A 15,770-nucleotide genomic window follows, 5' to 3' on the forward strand; every position below is an offset into this window, starting at 1 on the left:
AAAATTCAGTTCTGAGTTTGAGTTCTATGTGTGCACATGGTGCCTTTGTGGGCAACGGTGATTTTTCCGGTTTACAAGGGGCAGCTCCGTATTCACGATAGTGAATGAACAGAGCGCCGCACACCCGCGGGGAGCCGGTCCATGCGCGTCATCCATCATGCACCATTCCGGGCGGCCGTCGCCGCCGCCGCGGTCCTGGCGAGTTCGGCGGCCGGAGCGGCCGACCTCGTGGTCGGCTCGTTCGGGGGCGTCTGGGAACAGAGCCTGCGGCGCTGCGTGGTCGAGCCGTTCCAGAAGAAGACCGGCAAGACCGTCGACGTGGTGCTCGGCGCGCCGATCCAGTGGCTGAACCAGATCGCCGCGAGCCCGGGCAAGCCCCCGCTCGACATCGTCTACAACCCGTCCGAGACGGCCTACGACGCGATCAACCGCGGCCTCGTCGACCGCCTCACCCCCGACAAGGTCCCGAATCTCGCCAAGCTGGGGCCGCGCTTCAAGGGGCTCGGCGACGGCTACGGGGCGCCGCACAATTACGGCGGCATGGGGATCATCTACAATTCCGAGACGGTGACGGACCCGCCCAAGGACTGGAAGGCCTTCGTGGAGGGCACGGTCGCGGGCAAGTGGAAGGCCGCGATCCCGAACGTGAACTATCCGAGCGGCGGGCTCACGGTCTCGATCTGGAGCTTCGCCACGCTCTACGGCGGCGGCATCGACGACGTCGCGCCCGGCATCGCGCAGGTCAGGCGCATGCAGAAGAGCGGCAATCTCAGCCTCTGGACCGATCCCAACAGCGTCCTCAACGGGATGAAGAGCGGCGACCTCGACATCGCGATGTACTGGGACGGCCGCGCCTGGGCCTTCATCGACGACAAGAATCCGGAGTTCAAGTACGCCACGCCGGAGCCGGGCGTGATCGTGGGCGTGACCTGGATCCAGAAGGTCAAGAACAGCAGCGATCTCGGCTACGCCTTCGCGGACATGTCGCTGAGCGCCGAGGCCCAGTCCTGCTTCGGCAGCGCGATCCGCTACGGCGTGGTCAACGCGGATGCCAAGTTCGATCCCAAGATCGCGCACGAGATCACCGCGCCCGAGCGCCTGATCTTCCCGCCCTTCCAGGATATCCCGCCCCGCCAGGCGAAGTGGGTCGAGACCTGGAACAAGGAAGTGGGACGCTGACCGGGCCGCACGGCCCTTCGGCGAGAGGCGGTGACGAGGAGAGGCCGGGCCGCGCCCGGCCGGGAGGCAGCAGCATGGGTTACCGGGTAGGCGTCGATATCGGCGGGTCGTTCACCGATTTCGCCCTGTTCGACGAGGCGACGCAGAGCCTCAGGAGCCTCAAGGTGTTCTCGCGCCCGGACGAGCCGGGTGCCGAGGTCATCGCGGGCATCAGGCTCGCGGGCGAGCGCTACGGGATCAGCCCGGCCGACATCGCCTATTTCACCCACGGCACCACGGTCGGCATCAACACGGTGATCCAGCGCAAGGGCCTGCGGCTCGCGCTGTTCACCACCGAGCATTTCCGCGACGTGCTGGAGATCGCCCGGCTCAAGATCCCGGACATGTACAACCTGCTCTCGAAGCGTGCGGCGCCGCTGATCCCCCGCGACCGGGTCTTCGGCGTGACCGGCCGGCTCGACGCCGAGGGCAACGAGCTGACGCCCCTGGATCCGGACAGCCTCGCCGCGGCGGTCGCGGGCGCCAGGGCCGCGGGCGCCGAGGGCATCGTCGTCTCCTTCCTGCACGCCTATCGCAACCCGGTCCACGAGCAGGCCGCCCGGGCGGCGATCGGGCGCCTCGCGCCCGAGATCCCGGTCTTCCTGTCGAGCGAGACCTGGCCGATCATCCGCGAGTACGAGCGCACCATCACGGCGGCGATCGGCGCCTACGTGCAGCCGCGGGTCGCGCATTACCTCGGCTCGCTCCAGGCCGCCCTGACCTCGATCGGCGTCTCGCCCGAGCCGCGGCTCACCAAGTCCAACGGCGGCATCATGACCGCCGAGCAGGGCAAGAGCGAGTGCGTGCAGATGATCCTCTCGGGCACCGCCTCGGGGGTGATCGGCGCGAGCTACGTCGCCGAGACCTGCGGCATTCCCCGCTGCATGAGCCTCGACATCGGCGGCACCTCGGCGGACGTCGCCATCATCGTCGACGGCCAGCCGCAATACGGCGTCGGCGAGCAGATCGGCGACTTCCAGATCTACATCCCCTCCGTCTCGGTCTCGTCGATCGGCGAGGGCGGCGGCTCGATCGCCTGGATCGACGGGCAGGGCGTGCTGAAGGTCGGGCCGGAGAGCGCGGGCTCCCGGCCGGGCCCCGCCTGCTACGGGCGCGGCGGAACCCGGGCCACGATCACCGACGCCTTCGCGGCGCTCGGCCTCGTCGGCCTCGCCGAGATCGGCTACGCGGCGGTGACGATCGACCGGGAGCGGGCCCGCGCCGCCGTCGCCGACCTCGCCGGCCCGCTCGGGCGCACGATCGAGGAGACCGCCGAGGCGATCATCCGCATCGCGGTGTCGGGCATGTACACGGATGTGAGCGCCCTGGTCTCCCGCTTCGGCATCGACCCGCGCGAATTCGCCTGCCTCGCCTTCGGGGGCGCCGGGCCGATGATGGCCTGCTTCCTCGCCCGGGAACTCGGCATGCGCGAGGTGGTGGTGCCGCTCACGCCCGGCGTGCTCTCCGCCCTCGGCGGCCTCATCGCCGACCTGAAGAACGACTTCATCAAGACCCTCTACGCCGACCTGACCCCCGATCTCGGCTCCACGATCCGGGAATCCTGCGCGCTGCTGAAGGCGGGCGCGCTGACGTGGCTGCACACCGACCAGGGCTATGACGGGGAGGCCGTCATCACCTGCTCGGCGGAGATGCGCTATCGCGGCCAGTCCTTCGAGATCGACACCCCGATCGGCCTCGCGGTCGCCGAGGCCGGCGACGTGGCGGCGATCGCGGCGGCCTTCCACGCCGAGCACGAGCGGGTCTACGGCCATGCCGACCGCCACGCCCCCCTGCAACTGGTCTCGCTGCGCCTCGTGATCAGCGGCCGCACCGCCAAGCCGAGCCTGCCGCGCCACGACCTCCGGCCGGGTCCGGCTCCCGTCGTCCGCACGGCCCGGGCCTGGCTCGACGGCGCGGATCGCGACGTCGCGGTCTACCGCCGCGCCGATCTCGTCCCCGGCCAGACCTTCGCCGGACCCGCCATCGTCACCCAGGACGATTGCACCACCGTGATCCCGCCGGGCCTCGCGGCCCGGGTCGACGAATACGCCAACCTGCGCATCAGCCCGGAGGTCGCCCGGTGACCCTCGACAGCACGACCCTCCAGGTCCTCGCCAATTACTGCGCCGCCGCCGCCGAGAGCATGGGCTGGACGCTCATGCGCACGGCCCATTCCACCTTCGTCAAGGAGACCGAGGACTTCTCCTGCCAGGTGCTCACGCCGGAGGGCCTGACCGTCGCCTCGCCGAAGACCTTCGGGGCGACGTGGTACACCGGCCTCGATTACGGCGATGTGATCAAGCTCTTCGACTACCGCGAGGGCGACATCTGCCTCACCAGCGACCCCTATGCGGGCTACGTCGCCACCCACACCCCCGACATCCACATCTGGAAGCCGGTGTTCCGCGACGGCGAGATCGTCTGCTTCGTCGGCTGCCACATCCACAACACCGATGTGGGCGGCGCCGTGCCGGCGACCCTGTCGCGCAGCCTGACCGAGATCCATCAGGAGGGCCTGCGCATCCCGCCGATGCGGCTGATGCGCGACGGCGTGATGAACGAGGATCTGCTGCGGCTCATCGCCAACAACGTCCGGCTGCCCGAGCAGAACTGGGGCGACCTCAACGCCCAGATCGCCTGCGTCAACGTCGGCGAGCGCAAGATCCACGAGATCATCGACCGCTTCGGCAAGGACTCGTTCCGCACCGGCCTCCCGGCCCTGCTGGACTACGCCGAGCGCCAGGCGCGGGCGGTGATCGCGAAGATCCCGGACGGGGAATACTTCTTCGCCGACTATGCCGACGAGGATCAGGCCGGCGGCTACCCGGTGCGCGTCGCCGTGACCCTGCGGGTCCACGGCGACGCCCTGACGGTCGACTTCACCGGCAGCGACCCGCAGCTCGCCTCCTCGCTCAACATGCCGACGGGCGGCAAGGAGCGGCACGCGCTCGCCATGGTGGGCGTGGTCTACGCCCTCTACGCGCAGGACCGCACCGCGATGCTGAATGCCGGCTTCGTGCGGCCGGCCCGGGCGATCCTGCCCGAGGGCTCGGTGATGAACGCCGTGATGCCGGCGGCGGTGGGCATGCGCAGCCTGATGTGCAACCTCGCCCAGACCGTGGTGCTCGGCGCCTTCTGCCGCGCCCTGCCGGACCGGATGCCGGCCTCGCCCGGCAGCGGCATGAGCCTGATGAACGTCAAGACCACGACCCGGACCGGGCGCTCGGTGATGGCCTCGATCGGCCCGGTCGGGGGCGGCGGCGGCGGCAGCCCGGGGGCGGACGGCGCCGAGGGCTGCGGCGCCAACATGTCCTACCTCAAGAACACCCCGGTCGAGATCAACGAGGCTGAGGTGCCGGTGCGGATCCTGCGCTACGGCCTCGTGCCGGATTCCGGCGGGGCCGGGCGCTGGCGCGGCGGCTCGGCGCTGGAGATGGAGTTCCAGCTCTTCGCGCCCCAATCGATGGTGACGGCCCGCAACCGCGACCGCTCGGTGTTCTCCGCCTGGGGACTGAACGGGGGCCTCTCGGGGGCGCCCTCGCGCTTCGCGAAGAACCCGGGCACCGGGGCCTGCGTCGAACTCGGCTCCACCGACATCGTGCCCTGCGATCCGGGCGACGTGATCCTGATCCAGGGCCCGGGGGCGGGGGGCTACGGCGACCCGCTGGAGCGGCCGCCGGAGGCGGTGATCGCCGATGTGCGCCGCGGCTTCGTCTCGGCGGCGCGGGCGCGGGAGGATTACGGGGTCGTGCTGACGCCCGACCTCGCCCTCGACGCCTCCGCCACCGCGCGGCTGCGGGGCGAGACGGCCCGGCGGCGCGGCTCCCGGGACTTCGGCCACGGCCCGGGCCGGGTCGCCTTCGAGCGGGTCTGGACGCCCGAGCGCTACGAGACCCTCACCCGCATCCTCGCGAGCGTGCCGGTGACGTGGCGCTTCTTCGTCAAGCACCAGGTCTTCGGCGCCCTGAAGGGCCGCGAGGCGCCGGCCGGGGGCGGGGCCGCGGATGTCGAGGCCGCCTACGAGGTCCTGTGCGACCGCTTCGGCGACCTGCCCCGGCTGGCCGAGATCCGCACGCCGTCCATGGCGGCCGAGTAGGGGAGGACGCGATGCCGGATTCCAGCCTGCTGTTCAGCCCGTTCCGCCTGCGCGAGGTCACGTTCCCCAACCGGATCGTGATCGCCCCGATGCAGATGTACAAGGCGCGGCCGGACGGCCTCGCCACCGACTGGCACTTCCAGCACCTCGCCAAATACGCGGTCGCCGGGGCCGGCACGGTGATGACCGAGGCCCTGATCGTCGATCCGGTCGGGCGCAACACCTACGGCGACCTCGGCCTCTGGTGCGACGAGCAGATCCCGCCGCTCGCGCGCATCGCGGGCTTCGTCCAGGAGCAGGGCAGCCTCGCGGCGGCCCAGCTCCACCATGCCGGCCCCAAATCCTCCCGCCAGCGCCCCTGGGAGGGCCTCGGGCCCCTCGGGGAGGCCGAGGCGGCCCGGGGCGAGGCGCCCTGGCAGCCGGTGGCGGCCTCGGCCGGGCGCAGCGTCGCGGGCTGGCACCAGCCCCGGGCGATGACCACGGACGAGATCGCCCGGCTCGTCGCGGATTACGGCCTCGCGGCGGCGCGCGCCGCCAAGGCCGGCTTCGACGTCCTCGATATCCACGCCGCCCACGGCTACCTGATCCACTCCTTCCTCTCGCCGGTCTCGAACACCCGTGAGGACGCCTATGGCGGCGACCGGGCCGGGCGGATGCGCTTCGCCCTCGAAGTCGCCGAGAGCGTGCGGGCGCACTGGCCCGCGGGCAGGCCGCTCCTCTTCCGCATCTCCTGCGTCGACTGGCGCCAGGACCTCGACGACCGCACCGACGGCTGGACCATCGCGGACAGCATCGTGCTGGCGCGCGAACTCGCGGCCCGCGGGGTCGACGTGATCGACTGCTCGTCCGGGGGCATCCGGGCCGAGAACTCGATGATGGACTTCGCGAAGAAGCGCACCCCGCTCAGGCGCGGCCATCAGGTGCCCTACGCGGAGGCGATCCGGCGCGAGACCGGCATCCCGACCATGGCGGTGGGCGTGATCCTCGACGGGCCGCAGGCGGAGGCGATCCTGCGGGCGGGGCAGGCGGATCTGATCGCCATCGGCCGCGAGGCGCTGACCGACCCGCATTGGGCGCTCCACGCCGCCCAGGCCCTCGGGGTCGATCCGGGCTGGCGGCACTGGCCGCCCTCCTACGGCTGGTGGCTGGAACTGCGCGAGCGCATCGGCATCTCGGCCTGACGGGAGGAACGGCATGGATCTCCGCCTCGACGGGCGCGTGGTGCTGGTGACCGGCGCCGCGCAGGGCATCGGGCGCGCCATCGCGCTGGCCTTCCGGGAGGCCGGCGCCCGGGTGCGCCTCACCGACCTCGACCGCGACGGCGTCGAGGCGGCGGGGCGCGACCTCGGCGTGCCGGCCCATGCGGGCGACCTCTCCGACCGGGAGGTGGCGCACGAGCTCGTGCGCACGATCCTCGCCGAGGAGGGGCGCCTCGACGTGCTGGCGCTCGCGGCCGGGGGCGTGCGCGGACAGGCCGGCCGGCCGGTCGAGGAGATCACCGAGGCGGCGTGGCGGGCGCTGTTCCAGGCCAATGTCGATGCCGCCTTCTGGGTGGCGCAGGCCGCCGCCCCGCATCTGCGGCAGGCCGGCTGGGGCCGCATCGTCGCCATCGCGTCGAGCGCGGGCCTGCGGCCGAGCCTCACCGGCATCCAGGCCTACGCGGCCGCCAAGCACGCCCTCGTGGGGGTGGTGCGCCAGCTCTCCTGGGAACTCGGCCCGCACGGGACGACGGTCAACGCGGTGGCGCCCGGCCTCATCCTCACCAACCCGGCGACGCACGCGCAATGGGAGGCCTACGGCGAGGCCGGGCGCCAGCGGGTGCTCGAGTCGCTCCACACCCGCCGCCTCGGCCGGGCCGAGGACATCGCGGCCGCGGCCCTGTTCCTGGCGAGCGAGCAGGCGGGCTGGATCAGCGGGCAGATCCTCGCCGTCGACGGCGGCCGGCTCTGACGCGACATGAAGGGCATCAAGGGAGAGACGACGCCATGACCGAGCGCGATGCTTATTGGTGGCAGGCGGCGCCCCTGGCCTCGGAGCCGCAGCGGCCGGTCGCGCCGTCTTGCGACGTGGTGGTGGTCGGGGCCGGCTATACGGGCCTCAGCGCCGCCATGACGCTCGCCCGCGCCGGGCGCTCGGTGCAGGTCTTCGACCGGCTGCGGCCGGGGGAGGGGGCCTCGACCCGCAACGGCGGCATCACCAGCGGCAACCTGCGCCTGAGCCGGGCCGAGATGGTCCGCCGCTTCGGCGAGGCGCGGGCCGACGCGGTGCTGGCCGAGGCCAAGGCCGCCCGGGAGGATCTCTACGCCTTCATCGACCGCGAGGGCATCGACTGCGACTTCGCGCTCACCGGCCGCTTCGCGGGCGCCGCGACGCCGGGCGACTACGACGGGCTCGCCCGCGAGGCCGAGCACCTGCACCGCAGCCTCGGCATCGAGGCCCATGCCGTGTCGCGGGCCGAGCAGCGGCGCTACATCGGCACCGACTACTATCACGGCGGCAACGTCCGCATGGATATCGGCGGCCTGCACCCCGCCAAGTTCCACGCCGGGATGCTGCGGGTGGCGCAGGCGGCGGGCGCCACCATCCACGGCGAGACGGCGGTGCTCGGCATCCGGGCCGAGGGCGGCGGCTACGAGGTCTCGACCGCCCGCGGCACCGTGCGGGCGGGCCACGTCATCGTCGGGACCAACGGCTACACGGATACGGCGGACCGCTGGCTGCGGCGGCGGCTGGTGCCGGTGCGCAGCCGCATCATCGCGACCGCGGCGCTCTCGCCCAACCTGATGGGCGAATTGATGCCGACCCGGATGATGTACACGGAGACGCGCCGCCTCCACTACTACTACCGGCCCTCGCCGGACGGGACGCGGATCCTGTTCGGCGGCCGCGACGGGACGGTGGCGGGCGATCCGGACTGGCCGACCGCCAACCTGCGCCGCGCTCTGGCCGACATCTTCCCGACCCTGGCGGATGTCGATCTCACCCAGAGCTGGTACGGCTACGTCGCCATGAACCGCGACATGATCCCCCGCCTGTTCACCCGGCGGGGCGTGCGCTACGCCGCGGGCTATTGCGGCTCGGGCGTCGTCTGGGCGCGCTGGGCCGGCCAGAAGGCGGCGTTGCAGGTCATGGGCGACCAGGCCGGCGCCTCGGCCCTCGATTTCCGCGCGCCGGGCTTCGTGCCGCTCCTGAACGGCAAGGCGTGGTTCATGCCCGGCGTCTTCGCGTGGCTGAGCCTCCAGGACCGTCTCGCGGCCCGCCGGGCGGCGTGATCCAAGGCGCCGGGCCGCGGATGGCATCCCTCATCCCGGCTGACCTGCCCGTGAGTTCGTCTGCCCTTCCGCAGGGAATCCTGCGCAGGGGACCCTGCCTCCGGGATCGCCCGGTTGAGCAAGTCCCGGCCGTCAGATTATGGGACGGCCTTGCAGGGCGGGAGGCACACCGCCGGAGAACGACCCCATGGATCCCACCACGACGGAGCCCGCCGAGGCCGACGGCTCCCTCGACACCGCGGCGATGGGCGCGCGGATCCGCGGCCTGCGCCATCGCGCCGGCCTCTCCACCGCCGAACTCGCCCTCAAGGCGGGCGTGTCGGCCGGGGTCATCAGCCAGATCGAGCGCGGCCTCGGCAATCCGAGCCTCAAGACCCTGGAGCGGCTGCGCATCGCCCTCGACGTCCCGCTGATGACGCTGATCGAGGGCGCGGCGGCCGCGGGCGCCGATCCGGCCTTCGTCCGGCGGCGCGGGGCCCGGCCGCACCTCACCGTCGGCCCGGCCGGCATCGACAAGGCGATCCTGTCGCCGCCCGCCACCGAGGACCTGCGCTTCCTCCTCGTCAGCATGCCGCCGGGCTCGCAGCTCGACGAGATGATCCGGGACAAGGGGCAGAAGGCCGGGCTCGTGCTGCGCGGCGCGGTCCGGCTCGCCGTGGGGGAGGAGGCCTGCGTGCTCACCGAGGGCGACAGCTTCCAGTTCAGCGGCGAGCTGCCCCACCACCTCTCGAACGAGGGCGGCCGCACCGCCGAACTCGTCTGGATCATGGCCGGCCCCGCCTACGCGACGCCCGATTGATCGCGGCCCGCGCTCGCGACGGCGCTCATCGGCCCGGCCGCGATCGAGCGCAGCAGCGTGGCGCGCGCCGTGCGCAGATGCGCGCGGCAGGTGGTGTCGATCCGCTCGAGATCGCGCGAGCGCAGCGCCGCGATATAGGCGAGATGCTCGTTGATCGCGACGATGTTGCGCTCCTTCTCGTCCGATTTGTTCCACTGGTAGTGGTAGTGGAAGATCAGTGAGATCACGTCGTAGAACTCGCGGATGAAGCGGTTGCGCGACGATTCCAGGATGAGGCGGTGCAGGCGCTCGTCCAGGGGCGAGAAGTCGCCGTAGCGGCGGTCGATGTCGGAGAGGAGCGCGTGGTGCTCCGCCTCGATGCCGTCGAGCTGCCCCCAGGCCGGCGCGTGGGGCGGCAGCGCGACGAAGCGGTGCGCCGAGGTCAGCTCGAACATCTCGCGGATCTCGTAGATCTCGGCGGCGAAGTCGGGGGTGACGCCCGCGAAGATCCAGCTGCTGTTCTCGCGCCGCTCGAGCAGCCCGAAGCGGCTGAAATGGGTCAGGAACTCGCGCACGGCCGTGGTCGAGACCCCGAAGGAGCGGGCGAGTTCGGCGGTGTTGATCACCTGCCCGGGCTGGCGATCCCCCTGCAGCACCCATTGCATGAACTTCCGCTCGACCTGATGGGCGACCGTCTCGGTCTGCATGTCGGGGAAGTAGTCGGCCTGCGCCGGATGCCGGACGAGGTGGCGCCGCCCCCGGCTCGCCTGAACGATGCCGGCATCGGCGAGCGTCGCCAGGACCGCCCGCACGGTGGTGCGGCTCACGTCGAGCGCCTCGGCCACCTCCGCCTCGGAGGCCGGCCAGTCCCCGAGCGGGCGGGCCGCGAGGAGCGACAAGCATTGGTTGTAGGCCCGCTTGTAGACCGTGTTCGCCTTCATGGACCGCCCCCCCTCCGCCCTGCCCCGGACGAGGGTGGCACATCCGCGCCGCTCGCCCACCCCTGTTCCTTGAACACAAAAAACCGATTGATACCGCCGCGCTTATGAACTGATCTGTTTCAGGTAGGGGTAGGCGCAGAGGGACTTGATGCGGCCGGTCTCTGCCGCGAGCGCATTCCAGGCCCGGCAGCACGCCTCGACGACGGCCTCGTAGTCGGCCAGAAGCCGGTGGGAGAGGTAGCGCTCGCGCAGGTAGAGCCAGACACGCTCGACCGGGTTCAGCTCGGGACTGTAGGGCGGCAGCGGCACGAGGGTGAGGTTGGGCGGGAGCGTCACCGCGCGCGGATCGTGCCAGCCCGCACCGTCCAGCACCATCACAGCGTGGGTGTCGGCTGGGATGCTGGCCGCAAAGTCGGCCAGGAAGCGATCCATGGCCTGAGTGCAGACCCGCGGCAGCACGAGGGCGAACTCCTCGCCTGTGGCGGGCCGCACGGCTGCGAAGATGTAGGCTGAGGCGAAGCGCTTGTCGCACAGCCCTGGTGGGCGTTGGCCGCGCACCCACCAGCGATGGCCGGTCCGGCCCTTCTGGCCCACGCGCGCCTCGTCCATGAACCAGAGCGCGATCGTCTTGCCCGGATGGGCTTGGGCCGCCGCCGCTACGGCGGTGCGAAGCCCCCTTTGGCGAAAGCGGCCGCCGCACGGGCGTTCCGCTTCGGGTGAACGGGCCTGGCCTTCTGCTTCGACAGCCCGAGCCGACGCACGACCCGCGACATGGATTGCGGGCACATCGTCTTGTCGAACCGCTCCTCGATGAAACGGCAGAGGTCCGGCAGCGTCCAACTCGACGGCTCCCCTTGCTCGGGATCTGGCCCAACCAGGATCCGATGCACCAGAACTGCTTGCTCACCCTCGCTGAGGATCTCTCGCCTGTGGCCGTGCGGACGATCCACCAGCCCGGCCAACCCCTCGGCATTGAACCGGATCACCGCATCGCGCAGAGCTTGGCGCTCCATCCCGGCCGCCCGTGCCGCCTCGGCGCGGCTCATGCCTTCCAGCGCATTGGCGATCGCCAGCATCCGCTGCGCTGTCGAACGGCGAGGCTCTTTCCTGGCCCGCCGCCTCAACTCAGTCGGCGTCGCGACATCCTCCCGGATTGGCAAACCGCGTCCCATTCCGACCTCCCGCTCAGGCAGGAGCCAATTGAATCAGCTGCTTCCTTCCCGGGGAACACCCATCCGAGTCACCTCAATCGCGCGCCGGTATGACACCACGGCCGGACTCGGTTTTTTATGCATCATAATACAAATTCCAGGTCTGGAGGGAACGCGCCGATGAACCATCCTTCGTGCTCGTCCGGCCGTTCTCGGCTCTAGCGCCATGAGCCGGCGCATTCTTCAGTTCGGCACCAGCCGCTTCCTTCAGGCCCATGTCGCGCTGTTCGTGCATGAGGCGCGCCTCGCCGGGCAGGAGGTCGGACCGATCACGGTGGTCCAGATTTCGGGGTCGGCCGATCGGGCCGGCCGGATCGCCGCCTTCGGCGCGCCGGAGGGCTATCCGGTCGTCATCCGCGGCATGACGGAGGGAGCGCCCGTCGCGCGCACCCTCCAGGTCCGGAGCGTCGCGGGGGGCCTGTCGGCGGCTGCCGACTGGGAGGCGCTGGCCGCGCTCTTCTGCGGCGATACCGGCTTCGTCGTCTCGAACACGGGTGATTCGGGCTACGCCGTCGCCGCGGCGGATCACGGCCCGGCGCTCCTCGCCGGCCCGCCGCCCCTGTCCTTCCCGGGCAAGCTCACGGCGCTGCTCCACCGCCGCTGGCGGGCGGGGGCGCCGGGCCTCGTCGTCCTGCCCTGCGAACTCGTCAACCGGAACGGCCGCGTCCTCGAAGGCCTCGTCGCCGACCTCGCCGAGCGGGCGGGCGCGCCCGCGGCGTTCCGGGACTGGCTCGCCCGGGAGGTGGTCTTCGCCGACACGCTGGTCGATCGCATCGTCTCCGAGCCGATCGATCCGGTCGGGGCCGTCGCCGAGCCCTACGCCCTCTGGGCGATCGAGCGCCGTCCCGGCCTCGTGCTGCCCTGCGAGCATCCCGCCATCGTGGTCGCGGACGACCTCGAGCCCTTCGAGCGGCTGAAGCTCCACATCCTGAATCTCGGCCACACCGTGCTGGCCGAGATCTGGATGCGGGAGGGACGGGCCGCCGCCGAGACCGTCCGGGAGATCCTGGCGGATCCGGGGATCCGCGCCCGCCTCGACGCGCTCTACCGCGACGAGGTCGTGCCGGGCTTCGCCGCCCGCGGCATGGGACCGGCGGCCGAGGCCTACGTGGCGACGACCATGGACCGCTTCCTGAACCCCTTCCTGAACCACCGCATCGCCGACATCGCCCAGAACCACGCCGTGAAGGTGGAGCGCCGGATCGACGCCTTCCTGGCCTGGGCGGCCGTCGACGGGGCCGCTCTGCCGGCGCCGGTCCTGCGGGAGATCGCGGCGCGCCAGCGCACGGACGCGGCCGCATGACCTACCAGTTCGACTTCGCGGCCCTGCTGCCGTTCTGGCGCGACTTCGCGGCCGGCGTGCTCCTGACGCTGCAGCTCTCGGCCTTCGCGACGGTGCTCGGCTTCGTGGGCGGCGCCCTCTGCGCCATCGCCCGCGCGGACGGGCCGCCCTGGCTGAAGCGGATCGTCGGCGCCTACGTGGAGCTCATCCGCAACACCCCGCTCCTGGTGCAGATCTTCCTCGTCTATTTCGGCATCGCCGTGCTCGGCGTGCGGATCGACGCCAACCTCGCCGCGGTGATCGCCCTCGTCGTCAACGTCGTCGCCTATACCTGCGAGATCATGCGCGCCGGGATCGAGAGCGTGCACAAGGCGCAGATCGAGGCCGGCGAATGCCTCGGGTTGAGCCGGACGCAGATCTACTGGCACGTCGTGCTGCGCCCGGCGATCGAGCGGGTCTATCCCGCCCTGGTCAGCCAGTACGTGCTGCTGATGCTCGCCTCCTCGATCTGCTCGCAGATCTCGGCCGAGGAACTCACCGCGGTGGCGAACCGCATCCAGTCCGACACCTTCCGCAGCTTCGAGACCTACATCGCGGTCGGGCTGATCTACCTCGCCCTGTCCTTCGTGGTGCGCTGGGCCTTCTGGGGCTTCGGCCTCGTGGTCTTCACGCGCCGCCGCCGGCTCGGCACCGCGCTGTAAGGGGGGAGCGCCATGGCCACCTTCGGACCGCAGCACCTCTGGTTCCTCCTCACCGCCGCCGGCTGGACGCTCGCCCTCTCGGCCATCGCCTTCCTGGGCGGCGGTCTCCTGGGCTTCGCCGTCGCGCTCGCCCGGATCTCCGACAGCCGGGCCCTGCGCGGGCTCGCCACCGCCTACGTGCAGGTGGTGCAGGGCACGCCGCTCCTGATCCTGCTGTTCATGATCTATTTCGGCCTCGCCATCGCGGGCTTCGACCAGCTCCCGGCCCTGATCGCCGCGGGCGCCGGGCTCACGGTCTACGCCTCGGGCTTCCTCGGCGAGATCTGGCGCGGCTGCATCGAATCGGTGCCGAAGACCCAGTGGGAGGCTGCCGAATGCCTCGCCCTGTCGCGCTGGCAGCGGATGACCCGGGTGATCCTGCCCCAGGCCATGCGGCTCGCCACCGCCCCGACGGTCGGGTTCCTGGTTCAGATCGTCAAGAACACCTCGCTGGCATCGGTGGTCGGCTTCGTCGAACTCTCCCAGGCCGGCAAGCTCATCAACAACTCGATCTTCCAGCCCTTCATCATCTTCGTCACCGTCGCAGGGTTCTACTTCGTCATCTGCTATCCGCTCTCGGCCTGGAGCCGCGGGCTGGAGAGGAGGCTCAATGTCGGCCGTCGTTAAGCTTGCCAACGTCCACAAGAGCTTCGGTCCCCAGAAGGTCCTCGACGGCATCTCCTTCGAGGTCGGCCGCGGCGAGGTGGTGGCGATGATCGGTCAGTCGGGCTCGGGCAAGTCCACGGCCCTGCGCTGCATCAACGCCCTGGAGACGATCGAGCAGGGCGCGATCGAGGTCTGCGGCCACGCGATCCACAGCCCGGACCTCGACAAGCGCGCCCTGCGGCTCGCGGTCGGGATCGTCTTCCAGAGCTACAACCTCTTCCCGCACCTCACGGCGCTCCAGAACATCATGCTGGCGCCCACCTGCGTGAAGGGGCTCAAGGCCAGGGAGGCTCGGGCGCTCGCCATGGACAGCCTCGCGCGGGTCGGGCTCGCCGAGAAGGCGGAGCACTATCCCGAGCAGCTCTCGGGGGGCCAGCAGCAGCGCGTCGCCATCGCCCGCTCGCTCGCCATGCAGCCGCAGGTGATGCTCTTCGACGAGGTCACCTCCGCCCTCGATCCCCAGCTCACCGGCGAGGTGCTGAAGGTGATGGAGGATCTCGCCCGCGGCGGCATGACCATGATCCTCGTCACCCACGAGATGGCCTTCGCCCGCAAGGTCGCGAGCACGGTGATCTACATGCGCCAGGGCCGGGTCTGGGAGATGCTGCCCGGCCACGCCCTGGCCGATCCCCGGACCGAGGAGCTGCGCGACTTCGTCGGCAGCGGCCTCTGACATTCAACACGACAGGCAACACGATAGGGAGCACAGGGATGAAGCGCAGGACCTTCCTGGCGGGCGGGCTGTCCGCCGTGGCGGCCTCCGGCCTGGCGATGCCGGCGCTGGCCGACACGCTGGACACGATCCGCAGCCGCAAGAAGCTGATGGTCGCCCTCGACCTCGGCTCGCCCCCCTTCGGCATGACGGATGGCAGCATGCAGCCGACCGGCTCGGACGTGGAGACCGCCCGGCTCCTCGCCGCCGACTGGGAGCTGCCCCTCGACATCGTGCAGGTGACGAGCCCCAACCGCGTGCCGTTCCTGCTGACGGGGAAGGCCGACATGGTCATCGCCAGCTTCAGCGTGAACGAGGAGCGGCAGAAGGTGATCGATTTCTCGGATCCCTACGGGGTGATCCAGGCGGTGGTCGCCGGGCCGAAGAACCGCGAGGTCAAGGATTACGCCGCGGTCGCCGGCAAGCGGCTCGGCACCACCCGCGGCAGCACCAACGACAAGGAGGCGACCGCCCGCGCCCAGGGCGCCCAGATGGTGCGCTACGACGACGACGCGACCCTCATCACCGCGATGATCGCCGGCCAGGTCGATCTCGTGGCGACCTCGCCGCAGGTGATGAACGCCGCCAACGGCCGCAATCCGCCGGTGCCCTTCGAGACCAAGATCGTGATGCGGACCTTCCCCTACGCGATCGGCATCCGCAAGGGCGAGACCAAGCTCCAGACCGCCCTGAACGAGTGGGTGCGCAAGAACCTGCGCAACGGCAAGCTCAACGCGATCTACAAGACGTACCACGGCGTCGATCTGCCGGCCGAGATGCTGGCCTGACCGCGCATACCGGGGGCGGCTCCTCTCGCGGAGCCGCCCGGTTCCCTGCATTCATCCTGCGAAAGA

14 protein-coding genes and 1 pseudogene are annotated in these 15,770 nt (G+C 71.0%); 12 read left to right on the plus strand and 3 right to left on the minus strand.

Features of this window, described 5'->3' with window-relative positions; genetic code table 11:
- The first annotated feature begins 141 nt into the window (after positions 1-141).
- The 7 genes from ACE101_RS10200 to ACE101_RS10230 all read left to right on the plus strand — a co-directional run bounded on the left by ACE101_RS10200 (position 142) and on the right by ACE101_RS10230 (position 9,385).
- A complete protein-coding gene (locus ACE101_RS10200) occupies positions 142-1,179 on the plus strand; it encodes an ABC transporter substrate-binding protein (RefSeq protein ID WP_379128728.1) in 1,038 nt (345 codons plus the stop codon).
- A gap of 74 nt (positions 1,180-1,253) precedes the next feature.
- The gene (locus ACE101_RS10205) at positions 1,254-3,302 is read left to right on the plus strand and encodes a hydantoinase/oxoprolinase family protein (protein ID WP_379128730.1); all 2,049 of its coding nucleotides are present in this window, start codon (positions 1,254-1,256) and stop codon (positions 3,300-3,302) included.
- A complete protein-coding gene (locus ACE101_RS10210; protein ID WP_379128733.1) occupies positions 3,299-5,314 on the plus strand; it encodes a hydantoinase B/oxoprolinase family protein in 2,016 nt (671 codons plus the stop codon). The genes ACE101_RS10205 and ACE101_RS10210 overlap by 4 nt, the downstream gene beginning before the upstream one ends.
- An 11-nt stretch (positions 5,315-5,325) precedes the next feature.
- A complete protein-coding gene (locus tag ACE101_RS10215; protein WP_379128734.1) occupies positions 5,326-6,495 on the plus strand; it encodes an NADH:flavin oxidoreductase/NADH oxidase in 1,170 nt (389 codons plus the stop codon).
- Between the two features lie 13 nt (positions 6,496-6,508).
- Positions 6,509-7,264 carry an SDR family NAD(P)-dependent oxidoreductase gene (locus tag ACE101_RS10220; RefSeq protein ID WP_379128736.1) on the plus strand — a complete coding sequence of 252 codons (756 nt, stop codon included), beginning with the start codon at positions 6,509-6,511 and terminating at the stop codon, positions 7,262-7,264.
- 35 nt (positions 7,265-7,299) lie between these two features.
- Entirely contained in the window at positions 7,300-8,586 is a 1,287-nt protein-coding gene (locus tag ACE101_RS10225) for an NAD(P)/FAD-dependent oxidoreductase (RefSeq protein ID WP_379128737.1), read from the plus strand.
- A 187-nt stretch (positions 8,587-8,773) separates the two neighbouring features.
- On the plus strand, positions 8,774-9,385 hold the full coding sequence (locus ACE101_RS10230; protein ID WP_379128739.1) for a helix-turn-helix domain-containing protein: 612 nt from the start codon (positions 8,774-8,776) through the stop codon (positions 9,383-9,385).
- Here the strand turns inward: ACE101_RS10230 and ACE101_RS10235 are convergent.
- The 3 genes and pseudogenes from ACE101_RS10235 to ACE101_RS10245 all read right to left on the minus strand — a co-directional run bounded on the left by ACE101_RS10235 (position 9,367) and on the right by ACE101_RS10245 (position 11,381).
- Positions 9,367-10,305 carry a GntR family transcriptional regulator gene (locus ACE101_RS10235; RefSeq protein WP_379128741.1) on the minus strand — a complete coding sequence of 313 codons (939 nt, stop codon included), beginning with the start codon at positions 10,303-10,305 and terminating at the stop codon, positions 9,367-9,369. The genes ACE101_RS10230 and ACE101_RS10235 overlap by 19 nt on opposite strands.
- A 102-nt stretch (positions 10,306-10,407) precedes the next feature.
- Positions 10,408-10,944: pseudogene (locus tag ACE101_RS10240) on the minus strand (IS630 family transposase); the annotation flags it as partial.
- A 17-nt stretch (positions 10,945-10,961) separates the two neighbouring features.
- Positions 10,962-11,381, minus strand: coding sequence for a winged helix-turn-helix domain-containing protein (locus tag ACE101_RS10245; RefSeq protein WP_379126108.1), 420 nt, complete (start codon positions 11,379-11,381; stop codon positions 10,962-10,964).
- A 301-nt stretch (positions 11,382-11,682) separates the two neighbouring features.
- Here ACE101_RS10245 and ACE101_RS10250 point away from each other — a divergent pair, with 301 nt between their 5' ends.
- From ACE101_RS10250 to ACE101_RS10270, 5 genes are read left to right on the plus strand one after another with little or no spacing between them, the layout of a single operon-like run.
- On the plus strand, positions 11,683-12,819 hold the full coding sequence (locus ACE101_RS10250; RefSeq protein WP_379128742.1) for a mannitol dehydrogenase family protein: 1,137 nt from the start codon (positions 11,683-11,685) through the stop codon (positions 12,817-12,819).
- Positions 12,816-13,499 carry an amino acid ABC transporter permease gene (locus ACE101_RS10255; protein ID WP_379128744.1) on the plus strand — a complete coding sequence of 228 codons (684 nt, stop codon included), beginning with the start codon at positions 12,816-12,818 and terminating at the stop codon, positions 13,497-13,499. Before ACE101_RS10250 ends, ACE101_RS10255 begins: the two co-directional genes overlap by 4 nt.
- A 12-nt stretch (positions 13,500-13,511) precedes the next feature.
- Complete coding sequence (locus ACE101_RS10260; RefSeq protein ID WP_379128747.1) at positions 13,512-14,165, plus strand: amino acid ABC transporter permease; 654 nt, start codon at positions 13,512-13,514, stop codon at positions 14,163-14,165.
- Complete coding sequence (locus ACE101_RS10265) at positions 14,149-14,877, plus strand: amino acid ABC transporter ATP-binding protein (RefSeq protein ID WP_379128750.1); 729 nt, start codon at positions 14,149-14,151, stop codon at positions 14,875-14,877. Before ACE101_RS10260 ends, ACE101_RS10265 begins: the two co-directional genes overlap by 17 nt.
- A 38-nt stretch (positions 14,878-14,915) precedes the next feature.
- Positions 14,916-15,704: a transporter substrate-binding domain-containing protein gene (locus tag ACE101_RS10270; RefSeq protein ID WP_379128753.1), complete on the plus strand. Its 789-nt coding sequence runs from the start codon at positions 14,916-14,918 to the stop codon at positions 15,702-15,704.
- The last annotated feature ends 66 nt before the right edge of the window (positions 15,705-15,770 follow it).

Source organism: Methylobacterium carpenticola, assembly GCF_042748905.1.
GTDB lineage: Bacteria > Pseudomonadota > Alphaproteobacteria > Rhizobiales > Beijerinckiaceae > Methylobacterium > Methylobacterium carpenticola.